General features: G+C 68.0%; 18 protein-coding genes. 8 read left to right on the top strand and 10 right to left on the bottom strand.

Features of this window, described 5'->3' with window-relative positions; all coding sequences use genetic code 11:
* The first annotated feature begins 68 nt into the window (after window positions 1–68).
* Window positions 69–662 carry a DUF6318 family protein gene (locus GVV77_RS01010; RefSeq protein WP_159615557.1) on the top strand — a complete coding sequence of 198 codons (594 nt, stop codon included), beginning with the start codon at window positions 69–71 and terminating at the stop codon, window positions 660–662.
* Between the two features lie 44 nt (window positions 663–706).
* Here the strand turns inward: GVV77_RS01010 and GVV77_RS01015 are convergent, their stop codons facing one another.
* Complete coding sequence (locus GVV77_RS01015) at window positions 707–2059, bottom strand: MFS transporter (RefSeq protein ID WP_159615559.1); 1353 nt, start codon at window positions 2057–2059, stop codon at window positions 707–709.
* A gap of 249 nt (window positions 2060–2308) precedes the next feature.
* Between GVV77_RS01015 and GVV77_RS18230 the strand changes: the two genes are divergently transcribed.
* The 4 genes from GVV77_RS18230 to GVV77_RS01030 all read left to right on the top strand — a co-directional run bounded on the left by GVV77_RS18230 (window position 2309) and on the right by GVV77_RS01030 (window position 7393).
* Window positions 2309–2779, top strand: a complete 471-nt coding sequence (locus GVV77_RS18230) for a hypothetical protein (RefSeq protein ID WP_246199554.1) — start codon at window positions 2309–2311, stop codon at window positions 2777–2779.
* Complete coding sequence (locus tag GVV77_RS18235; RefSeq protein WP_246199555.1) at window positions 2676–3278, top strand: endonuclease domain-containing protein; 603 nt, start codon at window positions 2676–2678, stop codon at window positions 3276–3278. The genes GVV77_RS18230 and GVV77_RS18235 overlap by 104 nt, the downstream gene beginning before the upstream one ends.
* A gap of 186 nt (window positions 3279–3464) precedes the next feature.
* Window positions 3465–5078 (top strand): bifunctional phosphoribosylaminoimidazolecarboxamide formyltransferase/IMP cyclohydrolase, encoded by a 1614-nt coding sequence (purH, locus tag GVV77_RS01025; protein ID WP_159615561.1) that lies wholly within the window; start codon window positions 3465–3467, stop codon window positions 5076–5078.
* A gap of 92 nt (window positions 5079–5170) precedes the next feature.
* Window positions 5171–7393, top strand: a complete 2223-nt coding sequence (locus tag GVV77_RS01030; protein WP_159615563.1) for an NADP-dependent isocitrate dehydrogenase — start codon at window positions 5171–5173, stop codon at window positions 7391–7393.
* Between the two features lie 91 nt (window positions 7394–7484).
* On the opposite strand, the gene GVV77_RS01035 is transcribed toward GVV77_RS01030, so the two are convergent.
* The 6 genes from GVV77_RS01035 to GVV77_RS01060 all read right to left on the bottom strand — a co-directional run bounded on the left by GVV77_RS01035 (window position 7485) and on the right by GVV77_RS01060 (window position 14702).
* Complete coding sequence (locus GVV77_RS01035; protein ID WP_159615565.1) at window positions 7485–8567, bottom strand: Gfo/Idh/MocA family protein; 1083 nt, start codon at window positions 8565–8567, stop codon at window positions 7485–7487.
* A gap of 190 nt (window positions 8568–8757) precedes the next feature.
* Complete coding sequence (locus GVV77_RS01040; RefSeq protein WP_159615567.1) at window positions 8758–9867, bottom strand: substrate-binding domain-containing protein; 1110 nt, start codon at window positions 9865–9867, stop codon at window positions 8758–8760.
* Window positions 9868–9941: 74 nt separating this feature from the next.
* Window positions 9942–11234, bottom strand: a complete 1293-nt coding sequence (mmsB, locus tag GVV77_RS01045; RefSeq protein WP_159615569.1) for a multiple monosaccharide ABC transporter permease — start codon at window positions 11232–11234, stop codon at window positions 9942–9944.
* A 23-nt stretch (window positions 11235–11257) separates the two neighbouring features.
* Window positions 11258–12796 carry a multiple monosaccharide ABC transporter ATP-binding protein gene (gene mmsA / locus GVV77_RS01050; protein ID WP_159615571.1) on the bottom strand — a complete coding sequence of 513 codons (1539 nt, stop codon included), beginning with the start codon at window positions 12794–12796 and terminating at the stop codon, window positions 11258–11260.
* A gap of 128 nt (window positions 12797–12924) precedes the next feature.
* Window positions 12925–14148: an ROK family transcriptional regulator gene (locus GVV77_RS01055; protein WP_159615573.1), complete on the bottom strand. Its 1224-nt coding sequence runs from the start codon at window positions 14146–14148 to the stop codon at window positions 12925–12927.
* Between the two features lie 32 nt (window positions 14149–14180).
* Window positions 14181–14702, bottom strand: a complete 522-nt coding sequence (locus GVV77_RS01060) for a gamma carbonic anhydrase family protein (protein WP_159615575.1) — start codon at window positions 14700–14702, stop codon at window positions 14181–14183.
* A 161-nt stretch (window positions 14703–14863) separates the two neighbouring features.
* Between GVV77_RS01060 and GVV77_RS01065 the strand changes: the two genes are divergently transcribed.
* The gene (locus tag GVV77_RS01065) at window positions 14864–15478 is read left to right on the top strand and encodes an NAD(P)H-dependent oxidoreductase (protein WP_159615577.1); all 615 of its coding nucleotides are present in this window, start codon (window positions 14864–14866) and stop codon (window positions 15476–15478) included.
* A gap of 25 nt (window positions 15479–15503) precedes the next feature.
* On the opposite strand, the gene GVV77_RS01070 is transcribed toward GVV77_RS01065, so the two are convergent.
* From GVV77_RS01070 to GVV77_RS01080, 3 genes are read right to left on the bottom strand one after another with little or no spacing between them, the layout of a single operon-like run.
* Complete coding sequence (locus GVV77_RS01070) at window positions 15504–16145, bottom strand: TetR/AcrR family transcriptional regulator (protein ID WP_201293148.1); 642 nt, start codon at window positions 16143–16145, stop codon at window positions 15504–15506.
* 40 nt (window positions 16146–16185) lie between these two features.
* Window positions 16186–17043 carry a formyltetrahydrofolate deformylase gene (purU, locus tag GVV77_RS01075; protein WP_159615579.1) on the bottom strand — a complete coding sequence of 286 codons (858 nt, stop codon included), beginning with the start codon at window positions 17041–17043 and terminating at the stop codon, window positions 16186–16188.
* 25 nt (window positions 17044–17068) lie between these two features.
* Complete coding sequence (locus GVV77_RS01080; protein ID WP_246199556.1) at window positions 17069–18160, bottom strand: NAD(P)-binding domain-containing protein; 1092 nt, start codon at window positions 18158–18160, stop codon at window positions 17069–17071.
* A 544-nt stretch (window positions 18161–18704) separates the two neighbouring features.
* On the opposite strand from GVV77_RS01080, the gene glyA reads away from it, so the two are divergent.
* Together glyA and GVV77_RS01090 are read left to right on the top strand one after the other, a co-directional pair.
* Window positions 18705–19994, top strand: a complete 1290-nt coding sequence (gene glyA / locus GVV77_RS01085) for a serine hydroxymethyltransferase (protein ID WP_159615583.1) — start codon at window positions 18705–18707, stop codon at window positions 19992–19994.
* 154 nt (window positions 19995–20148) lie between these two features.
* The gene (locus GVV77_RS01090; protein ID WP_159615585.1) at window positions 20149–21036 is read left to right on the top strand and encodes a bifunctional methylenetetrahydrofolate dehydrogenase/methenyltetrahydrofolate cyclohydrolase; all 888 of its coding nucleotides are present in this window, start codon (window positions 20149–20151) and stop codon (window positions 21034–21036) included.
* Window positions 21037–21093: the final 57 nt, after the last annotated feature.

Here is a 21093-nt window from a genome sequence, read left to right on the forward strand (position 1 = left end):
TAGTGTGGACCGGGCGGAACCGACGCCCCGGGCGCCCGGCGGCCCGCACTTCCACCTTGGGACACTCCATGAGCCTTCTTCGCACCGCGGTCCTCACTGCAGCCCTGGCCACTTCCGCCGTCATCCTCAGCGCCTGCGGCACCCCGGCGCAGCCGGCCGCCGCACCGGAATCCGCTGCGCCGTCGCCGGCCAGCTCGAGCGCGCCGGCGTCGAACGTCCGCCAGCCGGAGTTCAACGACCTCGTCACCGAGAACTCGCACGAGGGGGCGCGGGCGTTCCTTTTCCACCACTTCGACCTCACCGCCTACGCCCTGCAGACAGGGGACACGGACGTGCTCCTCGCCCACCTCGACGGCGCGGCCGCGGAGGCCGAGCGGGCCGGCCGCATCGCGGAGGTGTACGAGGACGGCGGGTGGATCCTCGGCGGGCAGCCCAAGGTGAAGAACGTCCTCATCACCTCGCCCGAAGGCGCCGGCCCGGTGACCGCGCTGCTCCCCGTCAACCCCGGGGAGTACACGGCCTTCGGCACCGACGGGGAGGTCCTTGAGCACCGGCCGTTCAGCCCGGACGGGACGATCTACACCGCCGCCGTGAAGTACGGCGACGGGGCATGGAAGATCACGTCGCTGGAGGAGACCTCCGGGGCCGAGCTGCCGGAGTAGGACTGTCCCAGGGGACCTGTCCTCTCCGGCGTCCGCGCCGTGCCCTAGGGCAGTTCGGCGCCCCGCGTCTCGGGGGCGTTGCGGGCCATCCACAGTACGGCGGCGAGCACCAGGGCGCCGGTGAGCGCGAAGGTCAGGGGCAGCCCGAGGTAGGGCCAGAGCAGGGACCCGAAGATGAGCGGCACCAGTCCGGCGCCCACCCGGGACACCGTTGAGGCCCACCCGAATCCCGATCCGCGCAGGTGCGTTGGGTAGAGCTCCGAGACGTAGGTGTAGAGCACCGGGATGGCGACCTGAATCAGGAAGCCGAAGGCCAGGAGCCACAGGGTCGCCACCAGCGGCAGTTCGACGGTGAGGGCGAACACGACCAGGACGGCGGCCGACAGCGGCCCGGTGATCCCGAGGATCCACTTGCGGCCCACCCGCTCCACGAGCAGTGCCGCCGCAATCACGCCGAACAGACCGATGCCGGTCATTCCGGCCGTCGTAATGAAGGCGACCGACTGCTTGTACCCGGCCTCGATGAGGATCTTGGGCATCCAGGTGAGCGCCCCGTAGTACACCAGCAGGATGGTCAGGAAGAGCGACCAGGCCGTGAGGGTCAGCCGCCAGTTGTAGCGCCAGATGCCGGAGAACTGGCCGGTGAGCCCACCCAGGGTAAGTTTCTCGGCCGTCCCGGGCTCGGGCAGCCGCCATGCGACCGGCTCACCGCCGGTGCGCTCGACGAGGGAGTCGATGACCTTCCGGGCCTCCTCCTGCCGGCCCTTCTGCACCAGGAACAGCGGGGATTCGGGGACCGAACGGCGCACCCAGAACACCAGCAGCGCCGGCAGGACCATCACCAGCATGGCGTACCGCCAGTTGCCGAAGGTCGCTATGAGCAGCGTGGTGACGATGCCGCAGAGGAAGGCTCCGATCGGCCACCAGGCGTCCATGGCGGTGAGCACCCGGCCCCGGTGCCTGCGGGGGGTGAACTCACCGACGAGGGCGTAATCCACCGGGATACAGCCCCCCAGGCCGAACCCCGCGGCGAAGCGGAAGATGCAGAACCACACGATGTCGGGGGAGAAGGCGCCGAGCACGGTGAAGACGGAGAAGATCAGCAGGGTCGCGGTGAACGCCGTCCGGCGGCCGATGAGGTCGGCGATGGAGCCCCAGGCGAACGCCCCGAGGGCCATGCCGATCAGGTTCGAGGTGCCCACCCAGGCCGCCTGGCCGGGGGTCAGGCCCCAGTCGGCTGAGAGCAGGGGGATGAGGTAGCCGTTGAGGGTGACATCCCAGGCGTCAAACATGAAGCCGAGGCCGCCGATCAGGAAGATCCTTCCCTGCACGCGCCACCGCCAGGGAAGCTCCTGGACCACCTGGTCGCCGGTGGGTAATGAAATTGAGGTGCTCACGGTGCCTTCCTGGACGGGCGGGGTGCTTGGAAAACTGTACAGTCGCGCAAAGGCGGCGCAGAAAATGTGTCCCTGGTGATCTGCAACGCAGAAATAACGACTTAAAGTCCTGTTGACCGTAATTTGTGCATCCTCGATTCTAGGCCCGTATTCCGGCCCGCCCGGACGCCGCCCGCGGCCCATGCGCTCCGCTGCCGCTTCCGCTGTGGATAACCCGGTCGGACCCGTCCGGAGACAGACCATTGAGGGATGGAATTCCTCCCCGGGCTCCCGATCCAACGGCTTTCCTTCACGCTCGACGAGGCCCGCACCGCCGGCGTCGACTACAGCCGCCTGCGGAGGACGGACCTGAGCATTCCGTCCCGGAGCGTCCGTGAGCGCCGGGGGAGCGACGTGCCCCTTCTCGATCGGGTCGCGGTGCTGACCTCGCTTTCACTCCGGACGGCGTGCAGCCACACGACAGCTGCCGCACTCTGGGGGCTTTTCCTTCCTCCCTGCCTGGATCCGGCGGCTCCGATCCACCTCATCCGTCCGATGGAGCTCACGGCTCCCCGGCGGCGCGGAGTTCGAGGGCACCGGGCGCCGCTCACTCCGCGGGACGTGGTCCCCGTCAACGGTGCCTTCGTCACAGCGCCGGCCTGGACCTGGACCGATCTGGCCGGAATGCTCCCGCTGGCCGACCTCGTGGCGGCGGGGGGACTGCCTGCTCCGGAGGGATGATGCGCCTGCACGTCCGGGCACGATCGGCGTACCCGACCCGCTGTCCTCGCTCGGGGAGATCGCCGATGTCGTCGGGCGGCGCCGGGGAAGCAGGGGGATCCGAAGGGCGCGGGAGGCGCTGGAGCTGCTGCGGCCCGGCGTCGATTCGGCACCGGAGACCCGGCTCCGCCTGCTGATCCTCGAGGCGGGGCTGCCCGAGCCGGAGGTGAACCAGTGGATCCTCGATCCTTACGGCCGCCGGCTGTCGCGGCCGGACCTGCAGTACCGCAGGCAGCGGACTGCCCTCGAGTACGAGGGCGAACACCACCTGCTGAGCGCAGTGCAGTGGAATCGTGACATCGAACGGGACGACCGGCTCCGGGAACTGGGCTGGGTGGTCCTGCGGTTCAGCAAGCATCACCTTCTTCCGGCGAACGTCCCGGCGTCGATGGGAAAGATCCGCCGTGCACTGGCCGCGGCGGAGGCGCGGGGACCCTCTGGTATGCCGTTCGGGGTCTGACAGGCACATGGCCTCGAGGACACCGCGACCCCCTTCCCGTCGAGGACGCAGCAATAACGGATGGGAGGGCGCTCCAGCCGTTGGTTCTGCGTCCTCGATCGGAGAGGGATGGGGGCCGGGCGGGGTCTCCCCGGTGCGCCTATAGAATTGGAGCGTCCCCCGCACAGCCACAGTACGGAGATCTGCGTGAGCCCCACCCATCTTGACCGTGTTCCCATCCGCCGGGCCCTCATCTCGGTGTACGACAAGACCGGTCTGGAGGATCTGGCCCGCGGTCTCTCCGCGGCGGGGGTGGCACTCGTCTCCACCGGCTCCACGGCGTCCCGCATCGCCGCAGCCGGAGTGCCCGTGACCGAGGTCTCCGAGGTCACCGGCTTCCCCGAGTGCCTCGACGGCCGGATCAAGACCCTCCACCCGAAGATCCACGCCGGCATCCTCGCCGACCGCCGCCGCGACGAGCACGTCGCCCAGCTCGCCGAGCTCGACGTCGAGGCCTTCGACCTCGTCGTGGTGAACCTCTACCCCTTCGTCGAGACGGTCCGCTCCGGCGCCGCCCCCGACGACGTCGTCGAGCAGATCGACATCGGCGGCCCCGCCATGGTGCGCTCCGCCGCGAAGAACCACCCCTCGGTCGCCGTCGTCGTCGACCCGGGCCGGTACGCCGACGTCGTTGCCGCCGCGGAACAGGGCGGATTCGACCTCCGCGCCCGCCGCCGCCTCGCGGCGCTGGCCTTCGCGCACACCGCCGCCTATGACACCGCGGTGGCGACCTGGACCGCAGCCCAGTTCGGCGACGACACCGAAGACGGCGACGCCTGGCCCGCATACGCCGGGCAGGCCCTCGAACGCTCCGAGGTGCTGCGCTACGGCGAGAACCCGCACCAGCCGGCGGCCCTCTACGCCGACAAGGCGGCGGCCCCGGGCATCGCCCAGGCCACCCAGCTGCACGGCAAGGCCATGAGCTACAACAACTTCGTCGACGCCGACGCCGCCCTGCGCGCCGCCTTCGACTTCGACGAGCCAGCAGTAGCGATCATCAAGCACGCCAACCCGTGCGGCGTCGCTGTCGGTGCCGCCGGCGCTGAGGACCCGATCGCCGACGCCCACGCCAAGGCGCACGCCTGCGACCCGGTGTCGGCCTTCGGCGGCGTGATCGCCGCCAACCGCGAGGTGAGCGCCCGCATGGCCGAGGCGGTCAAGGACATCTTCACCGAGGTCGTGATCGCCCCGGGCTTCGCCCCCGAGGCCGTGGAAATCCTCTCGCAGAAGAAGAACATCCGCCTCCTCGTCCTGCCCGAGGGCTACCGGCGCGAGCCGGTGGAGCTGCGCCAGGTCTCCGGCGGCGTGCTCGTCCAGCAGGCCGACGCGCTGCAGGCCGACGGCGACGACCCCGCGAACTGGACCCTCGCGGCCGGTGAGCCGGTCGACGAGGCAACCCTCGCCGACCTCGCCTTCGCCTGGCGCGCCTGCCGGGCCGCGAAGTCCAACGCGATCCTGCTTGCCGCCGACGGCGCCTCGGTGGGCGTCGGCATGGGCCAGGTCAACCGCCTCGACTCCTGCCGGCTCGCCGTGGAGCGGGCCAATACCCTCGCCGGCGACGGCATCGAGCGCGCCCGCGGGTCGGTCGCCGCCTCCGATGCCTTCTTCCCCTTCGCCGACGGCCTGCAGATCCTGCTCGACGCCGGAGTACGCGCCGTGGTGCAGCCCGGGGGATCGGTGCGTGACCCCGAAGTCATCGGCGCCGCAAACGCGGCGGGCGTTCCCCTGTACTTCACCGGCGCACGGCACTTCTTCCATTAGCTCCGGCGGGCCCCTCGGGTAGGTTGGAACCGAGGGATACCCAGAATCCGCATCCGAAGACTCCGCATCCGAAGACTCCCAGGGAGACGCCAATGGCCAAGATCATTTACACCCACACCGATGAAGCGCCCATGCTGGCAACCTACTCATTCCTGCCGATCATCGAGGCGTTCGCCTCGACGGCCGGAGTGGACATCGAAACCCGCGACATCTCGCTCTCGGGCCGCATCCTCTCCCTCTTCGGCGACCGCCTCACCGAAGACCAGCAGGTGCCCGACGCGCTGGCCGAACTCGGCGCCCTCGCGAAGACTCCCGAGGCGAACATCATCAAGCTCCCCAACATCAGCGCCTCAATCCCGCAGCTGAAGGCCGCAATCGCCGAGCTGCAGGCCCAGGGCTACGCACTGCCGGACTACCCCGACGCCCCCTCCACGGAGGAGGAGAAGGAAGCACGCGCCCGCTACGACAAGGTCAAGGGCAGCGCCGTCAACCCCGTCCTCCGCGAGGGCAACTCGGATCGGCGGGCTCCCGCCTCGGTGAAGAACTTCGCCCGCCAGAACCCGCACAGCATGGGCGCCTGGACGCCGGAGTCGAAGACCCGCGTGGCCTCCATGGGCGCCGACGACTTCCGATCGAATGAGAAGTCGGTCGTTCTCAAGGCCGAGGACACCCTCCGCATCCAGTTCGTCGACGCCGACGGCGCCACCACCGTCCTGAAGGAGTCCGTCCCCGTCCGCGCCGGTGAGGTGGTGGACGGCACCGTGATGCGCGCAGCCGCCCTCGACGACTTCCTGAAGGCACAGGTCGCCCTCGCGAAGCAGGAGGACCTGCTGTTCTCCGTCCACCTGAAGGCCACCATGATGAAGGTCTCGGACCCGATCATCTTCGGTCACGTGGTGAAGGCGTTCCTGCCCGAACTGTTCGCCACCTACGGCGACCAGCTGGCTGCCGCCGGCCTCAGCCCGAGCAACGGCCTCGCCTCGATCCTGGGCGGGCTCGACGCGCTGCCCGCCGACGTGCGCGACGGCGTCAAGGCCGCCATCGACAAGGGCATGGCCGAGGGCCCGAAGCTGGCCATGGTTGATTCCGATCGGGGCATCACCAACCTCCACGTGCCCAGCGATGTGATCGTTGACGCCTCCATGCCGGCCATGATCCGCAGCTCCGGACACATGTGGGGGCCCGACGGCGCGGAAGCCGCCACGCTCGCGGTCATCCCCGACAGCAGCTACGCCGGTATCTACACGGCGGTCCTCGATGACTGCCGGGCCAACGGCGCCTTCGACCCCACCACCATGGGCACCGTCCCGAACGTCGGACTGATGGCGCAGGCCGCCGAGGAATACGGCAGCCACGACAAGACCTTCCAGATTCAGGACGCCGGCACCGTGCAGGTCCTCGACAGCGCGGGAACTGTCCTCATCGAGCACGACGTCCAGCCGGGCGACATCTGGCGGGCCTGCCAGACCAAGGATGCGCCCATCCGCGACTGGGTCAAGCTCGCCGTGACGCGCGCCCGTGCGTCGGGCATGCCCGCCGTGTTCTGGCTCGACGAAAGCCGCGCCCACGACGCCAACCTCATCGCCAAGGTCCGGGAGTACCTCGGGGAGCACGACATCGAGGGTCTGCAGATCGAGATCATGACCCCGGAGAAGGCCACCGCCTTCACCCTGGAGCGGATCCGCAGGGGAGAGGACACCATCTCGGTGTCCGGCAACGTGCTGCGCGACTACCTCACCGATCTGTTCCCCATCCTCGAACTGGGGACCAGCGCCAAGATGCTTTCGGTGGTTCCCCTCATGAACGGCGGCGGACTCTTCGAGACCGGTGCCGGCGGCTCGGCGCCGAAGCACGTCCAGCAGTTCCTGAAGGAAAACCACCTCCGCTGGGACAGCCTCGGCGAGTTCCTCGCTCTGGCCGTGAGCTTCGAGCACCTCGCCGTGTCGACCGGAAATGCGCGCGCGCAGATCCTCGCCGACACCCTTGACCGGGCCACCGGCACGTTCCTGCTCGAGAACAAGTCGCCGAGCCGCCGGACCGGCGAGATCGACAACCGCGGCAGCCACTTCTACCTGGCGCGGTACTGGGCGCAGGAACTCGCCCAGCAGACCGAGGACACCGCACTGGCGCAGGCCTTCTCCGTGGTGGCTGAGGCGCTCGCGTCCAATGAGGACACGATCGTCGCCGAACTCCTCGCCGTGCAGGGTTCGCCGGTCGACATCGCCGGCTACTACCACCCCGATGTCACCAAGGTGGCCTCCGCGATGCGTCCGTCGCAGAAGCTCCAGGAAGTCCTGGCGATCCTCGCCGCCTGACGGGCCGTCCGGCTCGAACGACCGGCAACCGTTCACCCGAAGAGGCCGCTCCCGCATCCGCGGGGGCGGCTTTTCGGGTGAATGGGCTGCGCTACATCGAATCGTTGGCGTAGCGCAGCCCCAGCTGGGCCCGAATCCCGTCAAGCAGGTGCATGGTGGTGAGCGTGTCCGCCAGCGGCATGGTGGGGCTCTCGATCAGCCCGGCCTGGATGCAGCGGGTGGTCTCCCGCAGCTCGTAGGTGTACCCGGCGCCCACCGAGTCGAAGGTTTCGGTCCGCAGTTCGCCGTTGAGCGGCTGGACCGTGAGCTCGCGCGGATTGTGGAGCGGCCCGTCGCCGGTGCGCAGCCAGCCGCCGCTGCCGGCCACGGTGGCGGCGGCCGGACCCAGGGCGCCGAGGGAGGAGGTCAACTGCGCCTGGGCGCCCCCTTCATAGCTGAGCGTCACCGCGTTCTGGACGTCCACCCCGTCCCCGTTCAGTTCAGCGGAGGCAGAGACCGACGCGGGGAAGCCGAGGGCGCCGAGGGTCCACGTGAGCGGGTACACGGTGAGGTCGAGCAGTGCCCCGCCGCCGGCGGCCGGGTCCCAGATCCGGCTGGAAGGGTTGTATCCGGCAGGGAAGCCGAGGTCGGCCTGCACCCAGCGGATTTCGCCCAGCTCGCCGGAGGCGAAGATGTCCAGTGCGCGGTTGACGCTGGGCAGAAAGCGCGTCCACACGGCCTCCATCAGGAACAGGCCGCGGGCGGTGGCGAGGTCGATCAGTGCCGCGGCCTCGGCCGCGTTGACGGTGAAGGGCTTCTCGCACAGGACGTGCTTGCCGCTGGCCAGCGCGGCGCGGGCCACCTCGAAGTGCTGTGCGTGCGGGGTGGTGACGTAGACGACATCGATGTCCGGGTCGTCGAAGAGCTGCTGGTAGCCGGGCACCCCGTCGGCGTCCCCGTAGCTGGCGGCGAAGCCGAAACGCCCGGCGAACTCACGGGCCCGATCGGCGCTGCGGGAGCTCACGGCGTGCAGGACGGCGTCCTCGAGCAGGGCGATGTCGGCGGTGACCTTTGAGGCGATGCCCCCGGTGGCCACGACCCCCCACCGCAGGGGACGGCCGGTGGCAGCCAGGGGGCTGGGCGCCCCGGGCGCGGCACAGGGAGGCTGAACAACAAATCGCTGGTGAGGTGTCATGACCTCATCCTTTCGGCGAAAGCCGCCGCGGTCCAGCGCCGCTGCCGTGTCCGGGTCCGCGCCGCCGCTGCTCCCGGTGTCTGGCCCGGTGCCCGGTCCGGCATCCGGCGGCGCAAAAAGAAATCCCGGTACCGCCGAGGCGGCACCGGGATTTCCCGTTCAGCCCGTTGCCGGGCCGGATTTTGGGAGGTTACTTGACGATCTCGGAGAGCGTGGGATCGTCGGCGTAGGCCTCTGCTGCGTTTTCCTTGGTGACGATCTGCGGCTCGAGCAGGTAGGCCGGAACGACCTTCACACCGTTGTCGTAGGACTCTTCGTCGTTGACTTCCAGCTCCTCGCCGGCGGCGAGGCCTTCGACCATGGTGATGGAGTGCTCCACCAGGTCGCGGGTGTCCTTGTTGATGGTGGAGTACTGCTCACCCGCGATGATCGACTTGACCGATTCAACCTCGGAGTCCTGGCCGGTGACCACGGGGATGTCCTTGCCTGCGGCCTTCACCGAGGTGAGGATGGCGCGGGCCAGGGTGTCATTGGGGGACAGGACGCCGTGGAGTTCCTCGGAGTCGTAGTTGCCGGAGAGCAGGGTGTCCATGCGGCGCTGGGCGTTCTCCGCCTTCCAGCCCTGGGTGACGGCCTGGTTGAACTCGGTCTGGCCGGAGACGACGTTCAGCGTGCCGTCGTCGATCTTCGGCTGGAGGACGCTCATCGCACCGTCGAAGAAGACCTGGGCGTTGGCATCGTCGGGGGACCCGGCGAACAGCTCGATGTTGTACGGGCCTTCGCCCTTCTGCTCGGCCATTCCGTCGAGCAGGGCCTGGCCCTGGAGCTCACCGACCTGGAAGTTGTCGTAGGCCACGTAGTAGTCGACGTTCTCCGTGTTGGTCAGGAGGCGGTCGTATGCGATGACGGTGATGCCGGCATCGGCGGCCTGCTGCAGCTGGCTGCCCAGCTGGGCGCCGTCGATGGCCCCCACGATCAGGACCTCGACCCCGTTGGTGATCATGGAGTTGATCTGGTTCTGCTGCTCGGACACGCCGCCGTTGGCGAACTGAACGTCCGGCTCGTAACCGGCCTCGGTCAGGCCGTCGTTGAACAGCTGCTCGGCCAGGACCCAGTTCTCCGAGGTCTTCTGCGGCAGGGCGACGCCGATCGCGGCACCCTCCTCGAAGCCTCCGGAGGCTGCCTCGTTACCGGTGTCGCCGCCCTCGTTGCCGGTGCCCGCATCTTCACGGCCGCAGGAGGTCAGCGCGAGCGCCGAGATTGCAGCGACTGCCGCAAAGGACTTTGCGAAATTACGCATTCCATTCTCTTTCTTTAGCTTGCTTTTTTCGGACGGTTGAAACTTCCCGGGCGCACCCTGTCAGGTGCCTGCCGTCAGGACTTGGAGATGACTTCCTTTGTGGAAATCGGCTGCTCGCTGTCGGGGCTGCGTACCTCACTCGGCTGGTCCGGCTTGGACTTGTTGCCGAAGTTCCGGGTCAGGAGGCCGGTGATCGAGGGCTTGCCCTGGGTCTTGTTGTAGACATCGAAGGCGACGGCGATCAGGAGTACGAGGCCTTTGATGATCTGCGTCATGTCGGCGCCGATGCCCAGCAGCTGCAGGCCGTTGTTCAGCACGGCCATGACGAGGCCGCCGATGATCGAGCCGATGACGGTGCCCACGCCGCCGGTCACCGCCGCGCCGCCGATGAAGACGGCCGCGATGGCGTCAAGCTCCCAGCCGACGCCGTCGAACGGGCCGGAGGCGGTAGAGCGCCCGACGAAGATCATGCCGGCCAGGGCCGCCAGGATGGACATGTTCATCATGACCATGAAGTTGACCTTCTTGCTCTGGACTCCGGAGAGCTCAGCAGCGTGCCGGTTGCCGCCGACGGCGTAGACGTGGCGGCCGGCGATGGTCTTGTTGGAGATAAAGCCGAAGATGACCACCAGGGCGCCGAGGATCAGCCCCGGGATGGGGAAGGAGGTGCCGGGGCGGCCGGTGGCGAACAGGTAGGTCGCGTACAGGATGGCCGCGGAGATCAGGCCCACCTTGACCAGGGAGACCCACATCTCGGGGACCTCGGCGCCGACCCGGGCCAGACGCTTGCGGGTGCGCAGTTCGTTGTAGATGACGAAGGCGACCAGGAGCAGGCCCAGCAGGACGGTGAGGTTGTTGTACCCGGTGACCGGGCCGACCTCGGGCAGGTAGCCGGAGCCGATGTACTGGAAACCCTCGGGAACCGGGACTGTGTTGGACTTGCCGACGAACTGGTTGGCTCCGCGGAAGAGCAGCATGCCCGCGAGGGTCACGATGAACGCCGGTATGCCGACGTAGGCGACCCAGAAGCCCTGCCAGGCACCGATCGCCGCGCCGAGGAGCAGGCCGACGAGGATCCCGCCGTACCACGGCAGTCCCCAGTCGCGCATGGCGATCGCCACGACGATGCCGGCGAAGGCCGCCACGGACCCGACGGAGAGGTCGATGTGCCCGGCGATGATGACCAGCACCATCCCGATCGCGAGGATCAGGATGTAGGAGTTGCCGTTGAAGAGGTTCATCATGTTGCCGGAGGTGAGCGTTTTGCCTCCGGTCTGCCACTGGAAGAAGATGACCAGCGCGATCAACGCGAAGATCATCCCGAACTGGCGGGTGTCTCCGCCGAAGATTTTCTTGAGGGAATTCATGGTTGGCGTCCTAGGGGCTTCGGTCAGGCAGCTTTTTTGCTGGCGGTCATCAGTTTCATGAGGGATTCCTGGCTTGCGTCCTCCCGGGCGATCTCACCTGTGATGGCACCCTCAAAGATTGTGTAAACACGGTCGGACAGCCCGAGCAGTTCAGGAAGCTCGGAGGAGATGACGATGACTCCCTTGCCCTGCGATGCGAGGCGCTGGATAATCCCGTAAATCTCAAACTTGGCACCGACGTCGATCCCGCGGGTGGGCTCATCGAGGATCAGCAGCTCGGGGTCGGTGAACATCCACTTGGACAGGACCACCTTCTGCTGGTTCCCGCCGGAAAGCTTCGCGACGCCCTCGTTGACGCTCGGCGTCTTGGTGCGCAGCGACTGACGGTATTCCTCCGCAATCCTGTACTCCTCGTCCTTGTCGACGACGAGGTTGCGGGTGATCTTCTTGAGGTTCGCCGAGACCGTCGTTGATTTGATGTCGTCCAGGAGGTTCAGGCCGAGGGACTTCCGGTCCTCGGTAACGTACGCCAGGCCGGCTTCGATGGCCTGGGGAACGGACTTCAGCGTCACCTCCTTGCCGTTGATGAAGATCTGGCCCGACTTGAAGTTTCCGTAGGAGCGGCCGAAGACGGAGCGCGCCAGTTCGGTGCGTCCGGCGCCCATGAGGCCGGCGAAGCCGACGATCTCACCGCGGCGCACGTAGAAGTTTGACCCCTTGGCGACGAGCCGGTCCGGGACCGAGGGGTGGCCGACGGTCCAGTCGCACACCTCGAAGAACACCTCGCCCAGTTTCGGGGTGTGCTCCGGGAAGCGGGATTCGAGTGAGCGGCCCACCATCCCGCGGATGATGCGGTCCTCATCGACGCCGTCCTCCTTCACGTGGAGGGTCTCGATTGACTTGCCGTCACGGATGATCGTGATCGAATCGGCGATCTGCTCGATCTCGTTGAGCTTGTGGGAGATCATGATGCACGAGATGCCCTTGGAGCGCAGCCCTGACATGAGGTCAAGGAGGTGCTGGGAGTCGGTCTCGTTAAGGGCGGCGGTGGGCTCGTCGAGGATGAGCAGCTTGACCGACTTACTGAGCGCCTTGGCGATCTCGACGAGCTGCTGCTTGCCGACGCCGATGTCCTTGATCTTGGTGGTGGGGTCCTCGGAGAGTCCCACCCGCGCCATCAGCTCGAGGGTTTCGCGGTTGACCTTGTCCCAGTCGATGACTCCGAAGCGGGTCGGCTCGTTGCCCAGGAAGATGTTCTCGGCGATGGAGAGCTCGGGGATGAGGGCCAGTTCCTGGTGGATGATGACAATGCCGGCGGCCTCGCTGGAGCGGATGTCCTTGAACTGGACCTCCTTGCCCTGGAAGATGATCGATCCGGAGTAGTCGCCGTAAGGGTAGAGGCCGGAGAGGACCTTCATCAGGGTGGACTTGCCGGCGCCGTTCTCGCCGCAGATCGCATGGATCTCGCCGGCTCGCACGGTGATTGAAACATCGGCGAGGGCCTTGACGCCAGGGAATTCCTTGGTGATCGATCGCATCTCAAGGATTGTGTGGTTCTCCATTGAAGCCTCCCGGCAATGACGGCGTTGTCTCGGTGCAGGCCCCCGAAGCGACCCAAAAGAATTGAACCCTGCCCCCACGCTTGCCGTCAAGTCTTGAACGCAAGACGCAGGCTTTTAACTCCTAACAGTTACGAAGGGACCAGAGGGATGGCGGCGCGGGCAGGCTGTGACAGGACGACGGCGGCGCCCCCGAGTGCCTCGGCCCGGTCACCGAGCGCAGACATGTGAACGCTCGTCGTCTCGCCCACGATGGGGACGGAATGGCGCAGCAGGCCGCGGCGGATGGGGTTCAGCAGGATGTCCCCGAGCCCCGTCAGGGGCCCGCCCATCACGACCACCTCGGGATTGATCAGGTTCGCCACGTGGGCCACGGCCCGCCCGATAGCCAGCCCGGCGTCGTCGATCACGCGCAGGGCCGCAGTGTCTCCGCCCAGGGCCAGTTCGACGATGCCCTGGGTGTCCACCGGCTGGCCGGATCCCCGGTTAAGCAGTTCGATCATGGTCGAGGTTGAGGCGACCGTTTCGAGGCAGCCGCGGTTGCCGCAGCGGCACACGAGTCCGTGCTCGCTGATCGTTGTGTGCCCGAGCTCCCCGGTGATTCCCACATTGCCGTAGAAGAGCGCGCCGTTGAGGATCAGGCCCGCCCCGATACCGGAGCCGACCTTCATGAACATGAGGTTCTCCACCCGGCTGTGCTGGCCCCAGGTGATCTGGGCCAGCGCGCCGAGGTTGGCGTCGTTCTCAATGTAGACAGGCATGCCGAGCCGGGCCCCGAAGGTCTCCCGGATGTTGATTCCGACCCACTCGGGCAGGATCGCGCCCTGCACCACCGTTCCGGTGCGCCGGTCGATCGGGCCGGGGATGCCGATGCCGGCACCGAGCACCGCCGACCGGGAGATGCCGGCCTGGCTCAGGACCGTGTCGAGCAGGTCCGCGGCGACCCGGAGGCCCTCCGCGGCGCTGTGCCCGAGGGGCAGGGCAGCGGCCTGCTCGCGCAGGATGCGGTAGTCGAGCCCCGCGAGCACCACCCGCACGTGGCGGCGGCCGATGTCGATACCGGCGGCGACCGATCCGTTGTCATTGAGGATGACAGACAGCGCCCGCCGCCCCGAACTCGTGGTGGGGACGGTGGTGACGATCCCGCTCCCGGCCATCACCTTGACGATGTTCGAGACCGTGGCGGTGGAGAGTCCGGTCTGGCGGGCGAGTTCTGCCTGCGTCTGGGGGCCTCCGTTGACCAGGGCCCGGATGATGCGCTGCTGGTTCTGTTCCCGGAGTGCTGACTGGGATCCCGGCCGTGGTAGCAGTGCGCCGGGATGGATCCTCGTCGTCGAGGCGGGTTCTGCGCGCATGTATCCAAGGGTGCCTCAGCGCCCGTTTGTAGTCAAGAAGTTAACGCAGCCTGGTGCTGCCGTGCCAGCCCGCGGTAGCTCCGCGCGTTCTCACGGATCCCGGCCACCTCGTCGTCGGAAAGCGGCCGGCGGACCTTCCCGGGGACACCGGCCACGAGCGAGCGGGGCGGGACCACCGTTCCCTCGAGGACGACGGCGCCGGCGGCCACCAGCGACTCCGACCCGATGACCGCGCCGTTGAGCACCGTGGCGTTCATGCCGATCAGGCAGTCGTTTTCGACCGTGCAGCCGTGCACGACGGCGCCGTGGCCGACGCTGACCCCGCTGCCGATGGTCGTGGGGAAGCCCGGATCGGCGTGGACCACCACATTGTCCTGGAGGTTGCTTCCCTCGCCCACCCGGATAGGCGCGGTATCGGCGCGCACGCTGACCCCGTAGAAGGCGCTGGCCGACTCACCGAGCACCACGTCGCCGATAATCGAGGCCGTGGGTGCCGTGAACGCCGTACCGGGAATGCTCGGACTCGTTCCGTTGATGCTGATGAGGTGGGCCATACGGCCAGCATAGGGCTTCAGTTCGGGTCCAATAGGAGGTCATGCCCTTCGCTCCGCCGTTCCGCCGTCTGCGCTGCGGCCTTGCCCCGCCGGCCCGCTCTATCCTACTGTTAGTAACCTACCGATAGTAGTTTGCTAACAGTACGTCGAAGGAGAAGGTTATGACCGGAGCCCTGATCGTCGTTGTCCACCCTGATCTGCGTTCGCTCAGTCATCAGGTCGCCGCAGAGGTTGGTGACGCGCTCACGGACGCCGGCGTATCGAGCGAGGTGGCCGATCTCGCTGCTGAAAGGTTCGATCCGCGGTTCAACGCCGGCGATCGCTCGGCTTACCGCCGGGGCGCCGCAGTGCTTGGCGACGTAGCTGCCGAGCAGAAACGCCTTGATCGGGTGGAGCATCTCATCCTGGTTTTCCCGGTGTACTGGTGGTCGATGCCGGCGCTGCTCAAGGGCTGGATCGACCGGGTTTTTGTCAATGGCTGGGCCTTTGAGCAACCGGAGGGCGGATCGCTGACGCCGAAGCTGCAACGACTGACCATCCACCTGGTTCCGATCGCCGGAGGTGACGCCGACGGGTATCAGCGACATGGGTACGGGACGTCCCTCAGTACGCAGATCGAACACGGGATTGTGGATTTCTGCGGAGCTCGGCGAGGGTCGACCCGGTACCTCTATGACTCCGAGACGAAGACGGCCACAGTTCTTGCCGAAGAGGCAAAACAGCTTGCACATGACATCGCTCAGGAGATAACCGCGGCTGATGGCGTGCCGTTGTAGGTTCGATTCGCCCGGCGGATCGGGTTCATCGCAGCGACGACGTCGACACGCGGTCACCGAAGGCTGCCAGCCCGGCGGGAATCAGCGTCATGAGAGTATGTGCGGCTTCGACCTCACTGCAGCCGCCCCGCACCATCGCGGCAGCCAGCGCTTCGCCGGCACCCACCAGTCCGATGCAGCGCAGCTCGAGCTCCTCTGGCCCCAGCGGGGTGTGGGGCGCCAAAGCGGTGGCAAACAGCTGCACGTAACCATCGATCATTTCCTGGAAGACCGCATCCTTCTCATCGCTGCCCGCCAAAGCCGCGCCGACGGCCTGCCAATCACCGTTGGAATCAGCAGCGCAATGGATGTACGTGGTCGCCAGGACAGCTGCAGTCTCCTGGAGCGTGCCCGCCCCATCCGCCAGTGCTGTCCGGAGCTTCCGCACCTGCTCGCCGTCGAGAGACCTGTACAGCTCGATGAGGAGACCGGAGCGGCTGCCGAAATGCTCGTACGCGATGGGTTTGGATACTCCCGCCCGGGTCGCCAGATGTCCCAGCGTCAGCCGATCCGCGCCTTCCTCACGCACGATCAGCAACGCCGTTTCAAGCAGCTGTTGTCGTCGGTCCGCCCTGGAAAGCCTGCGCGGACCGGTTCCCCCCATGACGTCACCTGCCTCGGTTTTCACATCAACGAATCCTTACCGCAACCTACTATAGGTAACCATCCTAGTTGAAGACGATGGTCCGGTGCCCGTCGAGCAGGACCCGGTGCTCGGCGTGCCACTGCACGGCCTGCACCAAGGCGCGGCCCTCGAGTTCCCTGCCGATCGCCACGAACTGCTCGACGCTGCGCGCGTGGTCGACCCGGATCACTTCCTGCTCGATGATCGGGCCCTCGTCAAGAGCCCCCGTGACGTAGTGCGCTGTGGCGCCGATCAGCTTCACGCCGCGGGCGTGCGCCTGGTGGTAGGGGCGCGCTCCCTTGAAGGAGGGAAGGAAGGAGTGGTGGATGTTGATGGCGCGACCCCGCAGGTCGGCGCAGAGGCCGTCGCTGAGGATCTGCATGTACCGGGCGAGCACCACGAGGTCGATCCGGTGTTCAATGATGAGCGCGCGCAGCTGCTCCTCGCCGTCCTCCTTCGTCTCCGGGGTCACGGGGATGGTGTGGAACTCGACCCCGTAGAAGGCGGCGAGGTCAGCAAGGTCGGGATGGTTCGAGACGATCACCGGAACTTCGATGGGCAGCGTGCCGGAGCGGTGCTGGAACAGCAGGTCGTTGAGGCAGTGGGCGGCCTTGGAAACCAGGATCAGCGTCCGGGTGGGCGTGCCGTCGAGGTTGAGTTCCCAGTCCATGCCGAAGGAGCGGGCGACCGGCTCCAGCTGCCGGCGGAGTTCGGTCTCACCGGCGTCCGTGGCCAGTGCCACGCGCATGAAGAAGGTTCCCGTGTCCGGGCTCCCGTACTGCTGGGACTCGGTGATGTTCGCGCCGGCGGCGACGAGGGCCCCGGAGACCCCATGGACGATGCCCGGGCGGTCAGGGCAGGAGAGCGTGAGGGAATAGGAGCTCGATGCTGGTGCGGTCACCGTCCAAGGCTACCGGGGTCCCGTGCTATCGGGCAGGCACCGGTTCCCGCGAGCCCAGAACCTTGAGCGCGGCCAGGGCGGCGGCGCGGCCCGCACGGGTGGCCCCCACAGTGGAGGCGGAGGCGCCGTAGCCGACCATCAGGAGGCGCTCCTCGCGCATCACCCGGACGCCGTCCATGCGGATGCCCCCGCCGGGTTCGCGCAGGTGCAGCGGGGCCAGGTGGTCGATCGAGGCCCGGAAGCCGGTGGCCCACAGCACGACGTCGACGGGTTCGTAGGTGCCGTCCTGGAGTTCGACGCCGTGTTCGGTGAGCCGCCGCATCGGCCCGCGGGAGACGAGGACTCCCGCCTCGATGCCGGCCGCGTACTGCGCCGTGAGGGAAATGCCCGTGGTGCCCACGACACTCTTCGGGGGAAGCCCGGCGCGGGTGCGGGCGTTGACCGATGCCTCGATCGCCCGTCCCCACTCCGGGGTGAAGTCCCGGTCGAGCCATTCCAGGGGTCGGCGGGTACTCCAGATCGTGCTGGCCCCGGCGTCATTGAGCTGGAGCAGGAACTGGGCCGCCGAGGTTCCCCCGCCGACCACGAGGACCCGCTTGCCGGTGAAGTCGGAGGCGGCACGGAACCCGTGGGTGTGAAGCTGCTGTCCGCGGAAGATCTCCCGCCCCGGATAGTAGGGCAGGTAAGGGCTGTCCCAGGTGCCCGTGGCGTTGATGACGGCGCGCGCCCGCCAGGAGATGCCCTCGCGGCCGGTGACCTCAAGGCGCTCTCCGCCGTCGACGCGGTCAACGCGGCTCACGTGCGCCGGGCGCAGCACCGGGAGTCCGAACTCGGCCTCATAGGCAGCGTAGTAGCGGGTCACGACGGCCGAGGACGGCTCCTTCGGGTCGGGGGTTTCGAAGGGCAGGCCCGGCAGCGGATGAAGTCCGTGGGCGGCATCAAAGGTCAGTGACGGCCAGCGGTGGCGCCAGGCGCCTCCCGGGCCCTCGTTCGCATCGAGCATCACGAAGCCGCTGCCCGGCTCGATCCCGTGCCTGCGCAGGTAATAACCACTGCTCAGGCCGGCCTGGCCGGCCCCAATGACGACGATATCCGTCTCGCGCGCTTCGTTGTCCACTATCCCGCCCTGTTCCACCGGCGTCCGCGCCGGCATCAATCGGCCCGGCGGAGACCGGGCATGTGACCCGTGCAACCGGCCCGTATCCAGCGGTATTCCGGTGCCGGTCCCAAAAGTGGCACTCCATGAGGAGCATCACATCGCCGGGCCGGCCTCCCGGCGCCGGGCCGGTGGCGGTGCCAGTGACGGTGCCAGAGGCGGTGCCAGGCAGGGCGCCGGAGCCGCCGCCGGGGCCGACGGCGGGACCGCCACCGGGACCGTCAAGGAGCGCCGGGACCCACCGGCCGGGGTGGCACCGGCCGGAGTGCTGCGGCTAGGATAGGGGGCGCCGCGACTGGCGTAGGGTGGGCAACCATCGGGAAGCGGCACGCACTGCAGGGAGCCGGGCGAGGGCCCGAACGACCCCGCGGGGCACTGTGCCAACCACGGATCGCACGCCTGGGCCGGGGGTTACTTCCGCCGCTGTGTGCCGTCCCGGGTGGGCTGCACCACAGTGCTGCGGGTAGCCTGAGCTGTAAAGCACCCCACCACCGAAGGACCTTCCGTGACCACTTCGCCCCTGACCGATTCCGTCACCAACGCCCCGCTGTCCGAGATCGACCCCGAGATCGCCGCGGTCCTGCGCGACGAACTGGGCCGCCAGCGGGACACCCTCGAAATGATCGCCTCCGAGAACTTCGCCCCCCGCGCCGTGCTCGAGGCCCAGGGCTCGGTCCTGACCAACAAGTACGCCGAGGGCTACCCGGGACGCCGCTACTACGGCGGCTGCGAGCACGTCGACGTCGCCGAAAACCTAGCCATCTCCCGTGTCAAGGAGCTGTTCGGCGCCGAGTACGCCAACGTGCAGCCCCACTCGGGCGCCCAGGCCAACGCTGCCGCCCTCGCCGCCATGATTCGGCCCGGCGACAAGATCATGGGCCTCTCGCTGGCCCACGGCGGACACCTCACCCACGGCATGAAGCTGAACTTCTCCGGCAAGCTCTACGAGGTCGCCGCCTACGGTGTCGAAGAGGACACCCACCGGCTCGACATGGACCGGGTCCGCGCCCAGGCGCTCGCCGAGAAGCCCGACGTCCTCATCGCCGGCTGGTCCGCGTACCCGCGCCACCTCGACTTCGAGGCGTTCCGCTCCATCGCCGACGAGACCGGTGCGCTGCTGTGGACCGACATGGCCCACTTCGCCGGACTCGTGGCCGCGGGCCTGCACCCCAGCCCGGTCCAGCACTCCGACGTCGTCACCTCCACCGTCCACAAGACCCTCGCAGGCCCGCGCTCCGGGGTCATCCTGGCCAAGCAGGACTGGGCCAAGAAGCTCAACTCGAGCGTCTTCCCCGGACAGCAGGGCGGGCCGCTCATGCACGTCATCGCCGCCAAGGCCACCGCCTTCCGGATCGCCGGATCCGCCGAATTCAAGGAACGCCAGGAGCGGGTCCTCGAGGGCGCCCGGATCATCGCCGAGCGCCTGACCGGTTCCGACGTCACCGAGCACGGCGTCTCCGTCCTGACCGGCGGCACGGACGTGCACCTGGTGCTTGTGGACCTGCGCAACTCGAGCCTCGACGGGCAGCAGGCGGAGGACCTCCTCCACTCGGTCGGCATCACCGTCAACCGGAACGCCGTTCCCTTCGACCCCCGGCCTCCCATGGTCACCTCCGGGCTGCGCATCGGCACCCCGGCGCTGGCCACGCGCGGGTTCGGTGCCGCCGAGTTCACCGAGGTCGCCGAAATCATTGCCGCGGCCCTCAAGCCGTCCCCCGACGTCGCCGCCCTGCGGGCGCGGGTGTCGGCGCTCGCCGCCAACTTCCCGCTGTACCCGGGCCACGAGGAGTGGTAGGAGAACTCCCCGCGGGCGCCGCCTCCTCCCGGGCGGCGGCGTCCGGGGAGTTCGACATTCCCAGCGCGGAATGCTGCTTCACCGGGTGCTGCGACCGCGGGAAGGCGTTCCTTCTCGAACTGATAGACACCCCTGAAACGACCGGAGAACGTTCATGAGCACCACCACCGCCCGCGTCCTCGACGGCAAGGCCACGGCCGCCGCAATCAAGGACGAGCTCGCCGTGCGCGTCCGCGAGCTTGCCGCCCGCGGCGTGCAGCCCGGGCTCGGCACCGTCCTCGTGGGGGACGACCCGGCCAGCAAATCCTATGTCGCAGGCAAGCACCGCGACTGCGCCCAGGTCGGCATCCGTTCCATCCGCCGGGACCTGCCTGAGTCCATCACTCAGGAGGAGCTCGAGGCGGTCATCGACGGGCTCAACGCCGACGACGAAACCACCGGGTACATCGTCCAGCTTCCCCTGCCGAAGCACATCGATACGAACCGCATCCTCGAGCGGATCGACCCCGACAAGGACGCCGACGGCCTGCACCCCACCAACCTGGGCCGGTTGGTGCTCAACGTGGGCGCGACGATGGCCTCGCCGCTGCCGTGCACGCCCAACGGCATCATCGAGCTGCTGCGGCGCCACGGCATCGATCTTGCAGGGCGCAACGTGCTGGTGGTCGGCCGCGGCGTCACCGTCGGCCGGCCCCTGGGGCTCCTCCTGACCCGCAAGGCGGTCAACGCCACAGTCACCCTCGCCCACACCGGCACCACCGACCTCGAGGATCACCTCGGGCGGGCCGACGTCGTCGTGGCCGCCGCGGGCTTCCCCGGCATGATCAAGGCCGCGCAGCTGAAGCCCGGAGCGATCGTGCTCGATGTCGGGGTCACCCGGATCGAGGATCCGGAGACGGGGAAGGCTGTCCTTTCCGGCGACGTCGAACCGGCCGCGGCCGAGGTCGCCGGCTGGCTGTCGCCCAACCCCGGCGGCGTCGGGCCCATGACCCGGGCGATGCTGCTGGCCAACGTCGTCGACGCCGCGGAGCGCCGGCTCTAGGCGCCAACGCACCCGAAAACGACAATCGCACCGGATATATCCGGTGCGGTTGTCGTT

This window comes from Arthrobacter zhaoguopingii, from assembly GCF_009828605.1.
In the GTDB taxonomy this organism is placed as follows: domain Bacteria; phylum Actinomycetota; class Actinomycetes; order Actinomycetales; family Micrococcaceae; genus Arthrobacter_D; species Arthrobacter_D zhaoguopingii.